Below are 13,226 nucleotides of genomic sequence, written 5' to 3'. Positions count from 1 at the left end.
CTTTGCCGACCCCGTGCAGCCCAGTAGCATCGGTTCACTTGCATAAGGAGTGAGCGATGCGCACGAAATTAGATACCTGCCTGGAATCGATCAATCAGGTGGTACTGGGCAAGGAGGCGCAGGTTCGCCTGGCCATGACCTGCCTGCTGGCGCGCGGCCACCTGCTGATCGAGGATTTGCCCGGCATGGGTAAAACCACCCTCAGCCATGCCCTGGCCAAAGTGCTGGGCCTGAGTTTCCAGCGGATCCAGTTCACCTCTGACCTCTTGCCGGGTGACATCCTCGGCACCTCGGTTTTCGACAAGGACACCGGGCAATTTATCTTCCATCCGGGGCCAATCTTCGCCGAGCTGGTGCTCGCCGATGAGATCAACCGCGCCACACCGAAAAGCCAGAGTGCGCTGCTTGAAGCCATGGAGGAGGGCCAGGTGACCATCGAAGGCGCGACCCGGCCGCTGCCTGAACCCTTCTTTGTAATTGCCACGCAGAACCCGGTCAGTCAGGGCGGCACTTTCGCCTTGCCCGAGTCGCAACTGGACCGTTTTCTGATGCGTCTATCGCTCGGCTATCCCGGCAAGGCGGCGGAAAAGGCCTTGCTGCTGGGCGACTCGCGGCGCTCCGTGCTGCCAACCCTGCCAGCACTGCTGGATCATGCTGAACTGGCCCTGCTGCAGGCCGAAGTACCGAAGGTGCGCGCCAGCGATGCACTGATCGACTATGTGCTGCGCCTGGTCGATGCCACGCGCACCCAGCCGCAGTTCGCCTGGGGCCTGTCACCACGGGCTAGCCTGGCCCTGCTGGCAGCGGCACGAGCCTGGGCTTTCCTCGCCGGGCGTGACTACGTGATTCCCGAGGACGTACAGGCCGTACTGCCTTCGGTGGTCGGTCATCGCCTGCGTGAGCGCGCCGACCCGGCTGGGCATGGCGCCGGCAGCCTGGTGCAGTGGTTGTTGCGTGAGGTGCCGGCGCTTTGATCGCCCAGCTCAGGCCGCGCTGGAACCGCTGGCTGGCGCGGCGCATTCCGGCTGCGGCCAGCGTGCGCCTGAACCAGCGGCGGATCTTTATCATCCCCAGCCGGGTCGGCGCGGCTTTTATGCTGGCGCTGCTGTTGATGCTGCTGGCGGCGATCAACTACCAGAACAGCCTGGCCTATGGCCTGACCTTCCTGCTGGCCTCGGTATTTATCGTTGCGATTCTGCATACCTACCGCAACCTGGCTGGCTTGATCCTCAAGGCCGGCAGTGCGCCGGCAGTATTCGTCGGCGAGCCAGCTGGTTTTCGCGTGCGTCTTGAAAGCAGCCAGCGGGCGCATCAGGCTGTCAGCCTGGGCTGGCCTCCGGCTGATTTGCAGACCCAGGATGTGCCCGCGCAAGGTGTGAGCGAATGTCAGCTAAACCTGCCGGCGCTGCAGCGCGGCTGGCTGCGGCCTGGTCGTCTGCGGGTTGAGAGCCGTTTCCCCCTGGGAATTCTGGTGGCTTGGAGCTGGGTCGATCTGGATCAGCAGGTGCTGGTCTACCCACGGCCATTGCCGGGTGATCTGCCGTTGTCTGCTGGTGCCAGTGAGGATCAGGACGAAGAGGGCAGTCGGCCCCATGGTCAGGGCGTGGATGATTATCAGGGGCTGAAGACCTACCAGCCAGGCGACTCCAAGCGGCGTCTGCACTGGAAAGCCTATTCCCGTGGTCAGGGGCTGCTGGTCAAGGATTTTGCCTCGATTACCGGACGTGACCTGTATCTGGATTTCGACGCCTTGGCCGGTGATGTGGAAACGCGCCTGTCGCTGCTCTGCCATTGGGTGTTGCAGCTGTCCGAGCGGCAGCAGCCGTTTGCCCTGAGCCTGCCGGGTCAGGTGCTGGGCGCCGACAGTGGCGAGCTGCACCGCGATGCCTGCCTGCGCGCCCTGGCGCTGTTCGGGCGTGCGCCATGAGTCGGGTTACCGCGATTCCGCGCATCAGCCTGACCTGGCTGCTGGTTGCGCAGGTACTGGTGATCATTCCTCATCTGACGCACTTACCGCTGTGGATTATCGGCCTGTGGCTGGGTAGCGCAGCCTGGCGCATCCAGATTTTCCGCATGCGCGCGCGTTACCCGAATGCCTGGGCCAAGGGCGGTCTGATGTTGGCCGCAGCGCTTGGGGTGTTTCTCTCCCGTGGCAGCCTGATTGGCCTGGATGCCGGAGTGGTGCTGCTGGTCGCCGCTTTTGTGCTGAAGCTGCTGGAGATGCGCACGCGACGTGATGCACTGGTGCTGATCTTTCTCGGCTTCTTTGTGGTGGTCACCGCCTACCTGTTCGATGACAGCATGCTGATGGCGTTTTACAGCCTGCTCCCGGTAACCGCCTTGCTTGCAGCCTTGATTGGCCTGCAGCAGAGCAGCCTGGCCGCGCAACCCTGGCCGACCGCACGCCTGGCCGGCGGGCTGCTGCTGCAGGCGTTGCCGGTGATGTTGCTGCTGTTTGTCTTTTTCCCGCGTATGGGCCCGCTGTGGTCGCTGCCAGTGCCGAATGACAAGGCCACGACCGGGCTGTCGGACAGCATGGCCCCGGCGGATATCGCCGACCTTAGCCGTTCTGCAGCGCTGGCGTTTCGCGCCAGTTTCAACGGTGAAACACCGCCGCGCAGTGAGTTGTACTGGCGTGCGCTGACCCTGGATCGCTTCGATGGGCGGCGCTGGTCGCAATCCAATTACGCCGAGTTTGGCCCCGGCGCACAGTGGCAGAAACGCGGCGAGGCGCTGAGTTACAGCATCGTTATGCAGCCGAGTTCACAGCGCTGGCTGTTTGCTCTGGATGTGGCGGAGACCACGTTGGAGCAGACCCGGCAGATGAGTGATTTCCGCCTGCAGCGGCGGCAGCCAGTGGACCGCTCGCTGATCTATCAGGCCACCTCCTGGCCGCAGGCGCTACGCGAGTCGCAACCGCCTCGGGAAACCTTGCGTCGCGCCTTGCAGTTGCCGGATCAGGGCGAGCCGCGCAGCCGCGCCTGGGCTGAACAGCTCAAACGTGAGTATGCGCAGCCCGAACAGCTGGTGCAGGCGCTGCTTAGTCATTTCAACCGCGAGCCCTTTGCCTACACCCTGCGCCCGCCTGCGCTGGGGCAGAACAATATCGATGATTTCCTGTTTGAAACCCGCAGCGGCTTCTGCGCGCATTACGCCGGAGCCATGACCTATGTGCTGCGCGCGGCGGGCATTCCGGCGCGGGTGGTGGCCGGTTATCAGGGCGGCGAATACAATCCGGCGGGCAACTATGTGCAGGTGCGCCAGTTTGATGCTCATGCCTGGGTTGAGTACTGGCAGGAGGGACGGGGTTGGGTCAGTGTCGATCCGACCTTCCAGGTGGCACCTGAGCGGGTTGAAATGGGCCTGGAGGAGGCCCTGGCAGGTGAGCAGAGTTTTCTCGAAGATTCACCCTTCTCCCCGCTGCGCTACCGCAACCTCAGTTGGCTGAATGAGTTGCGCCTAGCCTGGGACAATATCAATTACGGTTGGCAGCGCTGGGTGTTGGGCTACCAGAGTCAGCAGCAACTGGAGTTTCTTCAGCGTTGGCTGGGGCGGGTGGATGCCCAGGCGCTGGTGATCGGTTTGGTCGGTGGCGGGGCGCTGCTGCTTGGTTTGCTAGCACTCTGGCTGTTCAAGCCCTGGCAGCGTGAACGTGATGTGCAGCAGCGGCTGTTTCGCCGCTTTGAGGGTCTGCTGGCGCGCCATGGCGTGCCACGTAGAACCGGAGAAGGGCCGCGTGACTATGCCGTGCGGGCATCCCAGCAGCTGCCAGCTCAGGCGCAAGCGATTAGCAATTTTGCGGCGGCCTTCGAGGCGCAGCGTTATGCCGGGCAAGAACCCTCTACCGTGCAGCTGCGCCTGCACCTGAAGACTCTCAGACGCGCGCTGCCTTGGCGGTTTACTCGTCTGGAGCCGTAGTGCCGCGACCATTGGCCACTTGTGGCTAATCATCAAGCGCATAAGCTGGGGGCGATTTCACAGGAGTGAGGCGATGCAAGGCTTGATTTATGAGGTGCCACGGCACGTACTGCGCATTCAGATGCGCTTGTTTGCCTGTCGTGAACGGTTGCGGGTGGCCACCGATGACGAGGCCCTGCACGATCTGCGTATTGCCTTGCGCCAGTTGCGCAGTCTGCTGCGGCCGTTATCTTCGGTCGCCGTCTGTGAGACCTTGCAGCTGCGTGCGGCCGAGCTGGGTCGCCTGACCGGCCCGCTACGCGACCTTGAAGTGCTGCAGAGCTATCTGCAACAGCAAGGGCTCGATAGCGCCGCACAATCCCGTTTGCCTCTGTTACATCAGGGCTATCTGCAGCTGTTGGACAGTGCACCGTTGGCTCATCTGCTCGATGCATTGGATGACTGGCCGCAGCAGTGGCGTCAGGCCGCCAGCAACGGGCAACTGCGTGGCCTGCATAAACTGGTCAGGCAGGGCTTGCGCAAGGATCGCAAGCGTCTGGCGCAGGCGCTGCTTGACCCCGCCCATGATCGTCATCGCCTGCGCTTGCTGATCAAGCGTCTGCGTTATGTCGTCGAGGCCTATCCGCAGTTGGCTGATTTGTCCGGGCGTATGCGCATGCAGCTGAAACAGGCGCAGTCAGCGTTGGGTGATTGGCACGACCATTGGCAGTGGCTGCAGCGCGCTGAAACAGAAGTGGATCTGCAGCCCTGTGTGCCTGTTTGGCGTGACGCAATACTGAGTGCCGAGCAGCAGGCTGATCTGGTCCTGCAGGCATTGACCGCAAGTTTTGCTCGTAGCAGCGGCTGAGTTGGCGGAAAAGTCGTTATACCTTCGGCGTGTTTGGCCGAAATGTCGTGTCATCTGTGCTCGCCTTTGCCCTAAGATCAGCGGCATCTTCAGTGTTCGAGGTGGTTATGGGCTTTTCCGAATTACTCCAGGCGGTGCGTGAAAACCCTCAGGCGGTGCTGATTCCTGCACAGTGGGGGCAGGGCCGCGCCAGTTTTGGTGGTCTGGTGGCGGCGCTGGTTTATGAGGCCATGCGCGCCCAGGTACCGAGCGGGCGACCGCCGCGTTCACTGGCGATTACCTTTGTCGGCCCAGCCGCGCCTGATGTGCCAGTACGCTTTGAAGTGGAAGTGCTGCGCGAAGGCAAGGCTGTCAGCCAGGTGCTGGGGCGGGCGATACAGGATGGCCAGGTGGTGACCCTGGTGCAGGGTAGCTTCGGCGCCGGGCGTGAGTCGCGCATCGCCGTGCCGGCCGATCCCGCGCCGCAAGCCAAGGCGGTGGAGGAGTGCCAGGAGCTGCCATATATCCCCAATGTCACCCCAGAGTTCACGCGTTTTCTGGCCATGCGCTGGGCGTTTGGTGGCATGCCATTTACCAATAATCCGTCGCGGGACATGGGGGGGTGGGTACGCTTGCGTGATCAAGGCAGTGCCGAACCGGCGAATGAGGCCCATCTGCTGGCTCTGGTCGACGCTTGGCCACCCGCGGTGTTGCCACACCTCAGCGCGCCGGCGCCGGGCAGCTCGCTGACCTGGACCATCGAGTTTGTCCAGCCGATGAGCGAGCTGAATACTCTCGATTGGTGCCTGTATCGTGCGCAGATCGAACATGCCCGTGATGGCTATGGCCACATCGCCGCCGCACTCTGGTCGCCAGCCGGTGAGCTGCTGGCGATTAGCCGGCAGACAGTCGTCGTGTTCGATTAATAAGCCTGTTGCGCCGGCTCTATAACTTGAGCTGGCGAATCGCCTTGTTCAGCTCGCCGGCGAGGCTGGCCAGGTCGGCACTGGTTGTCGCCGACTGACCAGTCTGGCCGACGGTCTGCTCGGTGACATCGCGGATGCGCATCACCGCGCGGTTCATCTCTTCGGCCACCTGGCTCTGCTGTTCCGCTGCCACGGCGATCTGCGTATTGCTTTCACGCATATGCGCCACGGACTCGGTGATGGCGACCAGCGCCTGACCGGCCTCACCGGCCTGTTTGACGCATTCATCGGCCTTGATCGAGCTGTCCTGCATAAAGTCCACGGCATCGCGGGTACCGCTTTGCAGGGTGTTGATCATCTGGGTGATCACGTCGGTGGAGTCCTGCACGCGTTTGGCCAGGTTGCGCACTTCATCGGCGACCACGGCAAAGCCACGGCCCATTTCGCCGGCGCGGGCAGCTTCGATGGCAGCGTTCAGAGCGAGCAGGTTGGTCTGCTCGGCTATGCCGTGAATTTCACTGACCACGCCACCGATCTTCTGGCTGTCGATCGCCAGCTGCTCGATCATCTGTGCGGTCTGCTGCACGCCGCTGGACAGCCCGGAAATCGACAGGCTCACCCGGTTGACCGCCTGTTGACCGCTGCGCGCCAGGTGCTCGGCGTTTTGTGACTGGTCGCGGGTGTCGGCCGTATGCTCGGCAATATGGTGCACGGTGGCGGACATCTCATTGATCGCCGTGGCCGCCTGTTCGGTTTCGCTCTGTTGTTCGAGCATGCCCTGGCGTACATCGCGCATATTGCCGGCCAGATGCTCGGCACCTTCATCCAGTTGCGCGGCTGACTGGGCGACGATGCCAACTACGCGCTGGTAACCGGCCTGCATGGCATTAAAGGCGCTGGCCATCTGGCCCACTTCATCCTTGCTGTCGAGCGGTACGCGGGCGCGGAGGTCACCGCTTTTTTCCACCTGCAGCATCACATCCTTGAGGGTGTTGAGGTGGCTGAGCAGAAAGCGAATCAGCAACTGCGAGGCCGCCAGCAACAGCAGCATCAATAGCGCGACGACCAGGGCGTAACTAGGGGCACGGTCGAAAAACACCTCGGGCAGGCTTGGCGCCGAGGCGGTGATGGCCAGGCGCTGACCGTCTTCGCGGACGATGACTTCGGCGCCGATCAGCCCCGCGCTGCCATTTAAATCGACCCAGCCGAGTGCGTTGGCCAGGGCGCTGCCCTGATTGTCCGGCAGGCGCGGAGCCTGGCCCGTGGCAAAGCTCAACAGGTTGCTCGCGCTTGGCAGGGACTGCTCCTGTGGCCATTGGCTTAACAGTCGGGCTTGCTGCTGCGCGGCCTGCTTGGCGGCGGCGTGATGCACCTGTTGCTCCAGATGCAGTGCGTAGAGCACCAATAGCAGTGTGGTGAAGAAGGCCACGGCATTTACGGCCCAGAATTTGTACTTCAGGGAAAGGTCGCTGATCCAATGGCCCATGCAGGTGTCTCTGTGTGAGGTGAATACTTGGCAAAGTGCCAGTAGTGTCGCTCAGCCTCACGGTGGATCTATTGATCCTTATCAACAAGCCAGCCGGCACCGCGCTACTGGACGATTAGCTGGCGACACCCTTGAACGCGGGCAGTCTGAAGAAAGCCTGCGCTGCTGCGCTGGTATGGATCGCCACCACCTGCTCGGTTTCACCACGATGCAGCGCCACTTCACGCAACACTTCAACCAGAAAGGCGGGCTCGTTACGGCCGTTCTTCGGTTTCGGCCGCAGGCTGCGCGGCAGCAGGAAGGGGGCATCACTTTCCAGCATCAGGCGGCCACGGGGTATTTCCTTGACCAGTGGGTGCAGATGGCTGCCGCGGCGCTCGTCGCAGATCCAGCCGGTGATGCCGATGTGCAGGTCCATGTCCAGGTAGTTGAACAACGCACGCTTCTCCCCGGTAAAGCAGTGCACCACGGCCGCCGGCAACTGGTCGCGGAAATGCCGCAGGATGGCCAGCAGCCGCTCGTCGGCATCGCGTTCATGTAGAAACACCGGCAGTTGCAGTTCTACCGCCAGGGCCAGTTGTTGCTCCAGCACCTGCTCCTGTTGTGGCCGTGGTGAAAAATCGCGATTGAAGTCAAGCCCGCATTCGCCCACCGCGCGCACTCTGGGATCGGCCAGCAAGGCCTTGAGCTGCGCATGGCTGTCGCTGTTCCAGCTGCTGGCATCGTGGGGGTGGATACCGGCGGTACTGAACAAATGTTCTGCGCTGTTATCCAACTGCCGGCACAGTTCCAGGGCGTGCTGGCTTTCCGTCATGCTGGTGCCGGTTAGCAGCATTTGCTGGACGCCTGCCGCATAGGCGCGAGCGAGGAGTGCTTCGCGTTGTTCGGCAAAGCTTGGATGAGTCAGATTGACGCCGATGTCGATGAGTTGCATGGTGCTACCTGCTGAATTGATTGGGCAGCATAACAGAGCTTTTTTAATAGATTAAAAGTCAATAAATACAGCCAGTTAATGCCTATATGTGATGTTGCATATGATTGCTGGCTGGCGTCCGGAGGCGGGCTGTGCGAACCTCCGCGCCCCGCGCGAGGGGTCAGTTGCCTTGTCTGCAGCCTGTTTAGCCGGGTGGCGGTGCTGATCTGTCGGACGATTCTGCCCTGGAGCCTTGATGTCGCGAGTGCTGCTCACCTGCTGCCTATTGCTGCTGTCTTGCACAGCGGTAGCGCGCGTGGCTGGCCCGCTGGAAATCGAGCAACCCAAGGCAGCCCGTGACCTGGCAAGCATTCGCAGCAGTGGTGAATTGCGCGTGCTGGTCAACCAGAGCCGCAACAGCTCGGGTGAGGTCAGAGGCCAGAGCATTGGCGTCGAATATCAGCGCGTGCGCGCTTTCGAGCAGTATCTCAATCGCAACGCGGGCGATGGCCGCACGCTCAAACTGAAGATCATCCCGCGTGCCAAGGATCAACTGCTGGCCGCCTTGCAGCGTGGCGAGGGTGACCTGGTCGCCCCCGGTGAGCTGCTGAATATGCCGCGTGGCAGCAAACTCAGCGCCAGTGCGGCGATCCGCAACAACGTGCCGCTGATCATCGTCGCCAAACAGGGTAATCGGCGTTACCAGAACCTCGAACAGCTGTCGGGGCGCAGTTTGGCGTTGCCAGCAGGCAGTGTGGCGGGTGAGGCGGTGCGGGCGCTCAATCAACGGCTGATCGACAGCAAACGCTCACCGATTGTCGTCGAGTGGGTCGACCCGAGCCTGGCGGTCGAGGATGTGCTGGAAATGGTCCAGGCCGGCATCTTCAGCGTTACGGCGGTCGAGCAGCCGATTGCCGAGCGTTGGGCCAAGGTGATGTCCAAGCTGCGCCTGGACCGTCACCTGCAATTGGCCAGTGACGGTGATATGCGCTGGTATGTGCGCCGCGACACCCCCATGCTTGGCGCGAGCATCGACCGCTTCCTCAAGGGGTATCGTGACCCGGCAGATCAGGACGCGGCGTTCCAACGTGTCTACCGGCGCCTGTACAAGGTGCATTACCCGCTGGGCCGTACCGAGCGTCAGCGCCTGGAAAAAGTCCGCCCGGTACTGCAGCGCTATGCGACTCAGCATGATTTCGATTGGCTGGCGCTGGCTGCCGTGGCCTTCAAGGAATCCACTCTTAACCCGGCCGCGCGCGGGGCCGGTGGCGCGACCGGACTGATGCAGATCACCCCGGCGGCGGCGCGCAGCGTTGGCGTGAGCAATATCGGCGTGCTGGATAACAATGTGCAGGCTAGCGCCAAGTACCTGGCGATGATTCGTCGCAACTACTTCAACAGCCCACAGCTCAACGAGCGTGAGCGCATGGCCTTTATTCTGGCCGGCTACAACATGGGCCCGCAACGAGTGCAGAGCTTGCGGGCAGAAGCGCGTCGGCGTGGTTTGAACCCCAACCAGTGGTTCTTTCAGGTTGAGCGGGTGGCGATGGAGCAGATGGGTATGGGCGTGGTCAGCTATGTGAATAGTGTGAATAAGTACTACCTTGCTTATGACCGCGAGCGCTATCTGTTGGAGCCCTAGCGCGTAGGTTGAGAATGTCGATTTATTAATTTATTCGATACTTTAAAGCGATTTTATCCGCTTTAAATATTGGTTAATTGGTTTAATCTTCGTTCCATCAACTCCCCACTACAAGGACTGCTGCATATGAACGCTCTGATCAAATCTGTTGTTGCAACTCAAGCTGGCTATGGCCTTACCGTGCTGCGGATCATCGCCGGCATTACCTTTGCCGCCCACGGTGCGCAGAAGCTGTTTGGCTGGTTTGGCGGTTACGGTCTGGAAGGTGTAGGCCAGTGGATGGAAAGTATCGGCCTGGCGCCGGGCTACTTGTTGGCACTGATGGCCGGTAGCGCCGAGTTCTTTGGTGGCATTGCCTTGATTATCGGTCTGCTGGCGCGCCCAGCTGCAGCGGTGTTGGCAGTGACCATGGTGGTGGCGATTGCCACTGTGCACCTGGCTAACGGCTTCTTTATGAGCAACAACGGTTATGAATTTGCCCTGGCACTCCTGGCGATCAGCGTCGCGATCCTGATTGAAGGTGCTGGCAAGCTGTCGCTGGACAAGCGCATCGCCGGTTAATCGACACGGCAGCAGCCAGTAAAAAGCCCACTTCGGTGGGCTTTTTACGTTTCAGGGTTGGGGCTTGTTCTGCGTCGCCAGCTGTTCGGCGGCTTCCAGGCGCAGTTGTTCGCGCTCATCGAAGTTCTCTGCGGCCAGCTGGGCAATGGCGGCGCGTTTGTCGCTGGCGCTCATGCCTGGGTTGTTCTCGATGGCGGCTTTTTCAGTGCTGTACTGGGCAATGCGTTTTTTCCAGGTTTGCCGCTGCTGATCGAGCACTTCGAGGCGCTGGGTGGCTTCGGCGCCGACCAGTTGTTGACGCAGTTGGCGGATCTGTTCCGGTTTGGCGCCGGCCGCCTGCAGTTGCGCAGTCTGTTGGCGCAGCTCGTTCTGCAGTTGCGGCAGCACGGTGTCCTGCATCTCTGCAGGCAGACTGTTGCGCAGTTGGTCAACGGCGGCGGCTTTGCCGGCATCGTCCAGCTGGCTGTTCTGCAGAATCGCCAGACGTTGCAGAGTGAACTGGTTGTAGGCCTCTTCACGGGCAAAGAATGCCTGCTGCGTTTCACTGTCGAAAATCCGCGCACGCAGTGCCTGAACGGCGGTCTCACGCTGGCGCAGGGCATCCAGATTGGTCATCTGCGGCAGGTCACGTTCGAGCAGCACCAGCTCGCGTTTGTAGTCGAGGTATTGGTTGAGCAGGACCAGGGCCTGTTCGCGGGCATTGGCCGGCAGCTCTGCGGCGATATAGGCGCGCAGCCGTTCGACGCTGGCACGCAGCGGTTCTTCACCGGCTGCGGCAAGGAAATAATCGAAGATCCGCCGGATGTCTTCGCTGATCAGCAGGTTGCCGTTGGCGTCCAGGCGAAAGATGCCATCCACCGTGGTGCCGCCAAATGAAGCGGGCAGGGGTTTTAGTGGCTCTACCTTGGCCTGCATGCCGGTCTGGATTGGTATGGCGGCCGGCTTATCAGTGCGGTGAATCGGCTGTGGCGCATCGCCGCTGAGCTGCGCGGGAATATCCACAGGTTGCAGGTACAGCGCGAGAGCCAGGCAAGCGGCGAACAACAGCGGGGACAACAGCAGAATTTTTTTCACAGGCACTCTTCAGACGGACAGACGAATTCGGCGAGGCGGGCAGAAACGCCAGGGGCTGAGGGTAGCCCCTGGCGAAGCTGTTACAGGCCGTCGTTTTTCAGGCGGTTGGCGTGCTGGCGATAGACCGTGACCGGGTCAGTCTCGAACAGGCTGGTCAGCCCCAGCGTCTGGTTGACCTCATCAAGGTGGTTCATCCGGTAGTTATCGCGGATCACCTTGCCCATGCGTGAGCTGCAGCGACCAACCAGGCCATCGTTGGCTTCGCCCTTGAACGTCAGGGCAGTGGCGCCCAGCAGCAGGTCGCTCGGGTCGATGATATTGGTCACCGGGCTGGTGCCGCTCCAGGAGTAGTAACGCACGCCATTGACGCTGTAAGCGCCTTCACCGCAGGCGCTGGTCGGAATACCCTGCGGGAACTTGGCGTTGAAGCGCGCCGCGCCCTCGCTGTTGAGCGATTCCAGCGAGCCCAGAGCGTTCTGCGGGCTGGTGCTGGAGCTGCCGGAGAGAAAGTTGATCAGCGTGCCGAGGCCATTGACGATGCCGGCCAGCAGGGTTTCCCCGGCCGAACCTGGCGGTACCTGGCGGATAAAGTCGGCTGTGGCCGAGCCTTTGTGCGGTGCACCGACGCTGGTGGCCGAGGCAATCAGGTTGGGGCTGACGGCGGCGACATAGCGGATGGTCGGGCCGCCATGGCTATGGCCGATCAGGTTGACCTTGGGTTTGCCGCTGATGGCGACAATGTCTTCTACCTGGGCCAGCAGTTCTTCGCCGCGGGCTTCCGAGGTATTCAGCTGACTAACTTCGGTGATGTACACGCTGGCACCGTCGCGGCGCAGCGCCGCCGGAATGCCGTACCAGTAGTCGACCCCGAGGATGCTGTCGAAACCGAGCATGCCGTGGGCCAGTACGACCGGGTATTTGGTTTGGGTGTAGCCGGAGGAGCCGAACCAGAAGGCATGAGTGTTGCCGGAGGCCAGTAAACCGGCGCCCAGGCAGAGGGCGAGCAGGGTTTTATTGTTGTTCATTGGTGCTCTCGCTAGGGGTTATCGGGCAGTTCAAGGCAATCCATGCAGCCAAAACGCCCATCCCGTGGCGTGTACATCAGCCTAGGGGTATTGGCAGGAAGCATGCCAGTAGCTGTAAACAGCCGTGTAGCCCTCTGCTGCGGGCGCTACATCGAAGTTGTGCGCAACCCGCAGCAGGCGCAGTGCTGCGGGTTTGTTACGGGGTGAAACGGCGCGAACCTGGATTCAGGCCCCAGATGATGGAGCAGCGGCCTGCGCGCCGGCGGCAAAAAGCCAGGCTGACAGGCTGATAAGAAGTGCTACCAATCAAAGGTTGGGGTAGTTGGGTATGGCCGCAGCCGAGCGCCTTGACAGTGTTGCGCGGGCTTCTCTAGGATGCCGACCCATGCGCCGATTTAAACAGCTACTTGCGGGGCGCCGGGTTAACTGCTGATTGCAGTGCCCTGAGAAGTACTCTTCGGAGGCTTTGAAATTCCGCTAAAGCGCTGGTTCGGTGTCGCCTCTCACCGCTGCCCAGCGGACTCAATGAGGCGGAGACATATCGATGCACTGTCCCCAACCGCTTATTCGTCTAGCCCCGATCACGTCCGGGCTGACCCTGCACAATCCGAAAATCCTCCTTGGCGGCAGCCACCAGCCGACCCTGTTGCGCTACCTTGATGGCTGGCCCAAGCGCTGGCCGGGGCCGCGTACCTTCCTGATCAACTTTGTGCATGACGGCGAATCCCTGGCGCGCTTTGCCAGCAATCATTTCGATATGGCGGTGATCCAGGCGCCAACGGCCGCGCAGCTGGATGAAACCGTGCGTCAGTTGACGCGCGTAGCCAAGCAGGGGCTGATTACCCGGCGCTGAGC

The 13,226-nt window shown here is 61.6% G+C and carries 12 protein-coding genes and 1 pseudogene; 8 read left to right on the top strand and 5 right to left on the bottom strand.

Annotated elements, in window-relative coordinates:
• Window positions 1-56 precede the first annotated feature (56 nt).
• From ACIN8IBEIGE_RS09475 to ACIN8IBEIGE_RS09455, 5 genes are all read left to right on the top strand, one after another.
• Window positions 57-974: a MoxR family ATPase gene (locus ACIN8IBEIGE_RS09475; RefSeq protein WP_090386423.1), complete on the top strand. Its 918-nt coding sequence runs from the start codon at window positions 57-59 to the stop codon at window positions 972-974.
• A complete protein-coding gene (locus tag ACIN8IBEIGE_RS09470) occupies window positions 971-1,927 on the top strand; it encodes a DUF58 domain-containing protein (RefSeq protein ID WP_160014417.1) in 957 nt (318 codons plus the stop codon). Before ACIN8IBEIGE_RS09475 ends, ACIN8IBEIGE_RS09470 begins: the two co-directional genes overlap by 4 nt.
• Complete coding sequence (locus tag ACIN8IBEIGE_RS09465) at window positions 1,924-3,918, top strand: DUF3488 and transglutaminase-like domain-containing protein (protein WP_160014416.1); 1,995 nt, start codon at window positions 1,924-1,926, stop codon at window positions 3,916-3,918. The genes ACIN8IBEIGE_RS09470 and ACIN8IBEIGE_RS09465 overlap by 4 nt, the downstream gene beginning before the upstream one ends.
• A gap of 73 nt (window positions 3,919-3,991) precedes the next feature.
• Entirely contained in the window at window positions 3,992-4,765 is a 774-nt protein-coding gene (locus ACIN8IBEIGE_RS09460; RefSeq protein WP_160014415.1) for a CHAD domain-containing protein, read from the top strand.
• A gap of 107 nt (window positions 4,766-4,872) precedes the next feature.
• On the top strand, window positions 4,873-5,670 hold the full coding sequence (locus ACIN8IBEIGE_RS09455) for an acyl-CoA thioesterase II (RefSeq protein WP_160016351.1): 798 nt from the start codon (window positions 4,873-4,875) through the stop codon (window positions 5,668-5,670).
• A gap of 19 nt (window positions 5,671-5,689) precedes the next feature.
• Here ACIN8IBEIGE_RS09455 and ACIN8IBEIGE_RS21175 read toward each other — a convergent pair whose 3' ends face one another.
• The 3 genes and pseudogenes from ACIN8IBEIGE_RS21175 to ACIN8IBEIGE_RS09445 all read right to left on the bottom strand — a co-directional run bounded on the left by ACIN8IBEIGE_RS21175 (window position 5,690) and on the right by ACIN8IBEIGE_RS09445 (window position 8,090).
• A complete protein-coding gene (locus tag ACIN8IBEIGE_RS21175) occupies window positions 5,690-6,445 on the bottom strand; it encodes a methyl-accepting chemotaxis protein (protein ID WP_372240009.1) in 756 nt (251 codons plus the stop codon).
• A gap of 114 nt (window positions 6,446-6,559) precedes the next feature.
• Window positions 6,560-6,721, bottom strand: a pseudogene (locus tag ACIN8IBEIGE_RS21170) (HAMP domain-containing protein); the annotation flags it as partial.
• 550 nt (window positions 6,722-7,271) lie between these two features.
• Window positions 7,272-8,090, bottom strand: coding sequence for a TatD family hydrolase (locus ACIN8IBEIGE_RS09445; protein WP_160014413.1), 819 nt, complete (start codon window positions 8,088-8,090; stop codon window positions 7,272-7,274).
• A 235-nt stretch (window positions 8,091-8,325) separates the two neighbouring features.
• On the opposite strand from ACIN8IBEIGE_RS09445, the gene ACIN8IBEIGE_RS09440 reads away from it, so the two are divergent.
• Together ACIN8IBEIGE_RS09440 and ACIN8IBEIGE_RS09435 are read left to right on the top strand one after the other, a co-directional pair.
• The gene (locus ACIN8IBEIGE_RS09440) at window positions 8,326-9,711 is read left to right on the top strand and encodes a transglycosylase SLT domain-containing protein (protein WP_160014412.1); all 1,386 of its coding nucleotides are present in this window, start codon (window positions 8,326-8,328) and stop codon (window positions 9,709-9,711) included.
• Window positions 9,712-9,837: 126 nt separating this feature from the next.
• Entirely contained in the window at window positions 9,838-10,272 is a 435-nt protein-coding gene (locus tag ACIN8IBEIGE_RS09435) for a DoxX family protein (protein WP_090253443.1), read from the top strand.
• A gap of 51 nt (window positions 10,273-10,323) precedes the next feature.
• Here the strand turns inward: ACIN8IBEIGE_RS09435 and ACIN8IBEIGE_RS09430 are convergent, their stop codons facing one another.
• Both ACIN8IBEIGE_RS09430 and ACIN8IBEIGE_RS09425 read right to left on the bottom strand, forming a co-directional pair.
• Window positions 10,324-11,346, bottom strand: coding sequence for a lipase secretion chaperone (locus ACIN8IBEIGE_RS09430; protein ID WP_160014411.1), 1,023 nt, complete (start codon window positions 11,344-11,346; stop codon window positions 10,324-10,326).
• An 80-nt stretch (window positions 11,347-11,426) separates the two neighbouring features.
• Window positions 11,427-12,371 (bottom strand): triacylglycerol lipase, encoded by a 945-nt coding sequence (locus ACIN8IBEIGE_RS09425; RefSeq protein WP_160014410.1) that lies wholly within the window; start codon window positions 12,369-12,371, stop codon window positions 11,427-11,429.
• 544 nt (window positions 12,372-12,915) lie between these two features.
• On the opposite strand from ACIN8IBEIGE_RS09425, the gene ACIN8IBEIGE_RS09420 reads away from it, so the two are divergent.
• Window positions 12,916-13,224: a hypothetical protein gene (locus ACIN8IBEIGE_RS09420; RefSeq protein WP_090253450.1), complete on the top strand. Its 309-nt coding sequence runs from the start codon at window positions 12,916-12,918 to the stop codon at window positions 13,222-13,224.
• The last annotated feature ends 2 nt before the right edge of the window (window positions 13,225-13,226 follow it).

It is taken from the genome of Pseudomonas sp. 8BK (assembly GCF_902506475.1).
Taxonomy (GTDB): Bacteria; Pseudomonadota; Gammaproteobacteria; order Pseudomonadales; family Pseudomonadaceae; genus Aquipseudomonas; species Aquipseudomonas anguilliseptica.
This window is presented reverse-complemented; position numbering and strand designations above follow the sequence as displayed.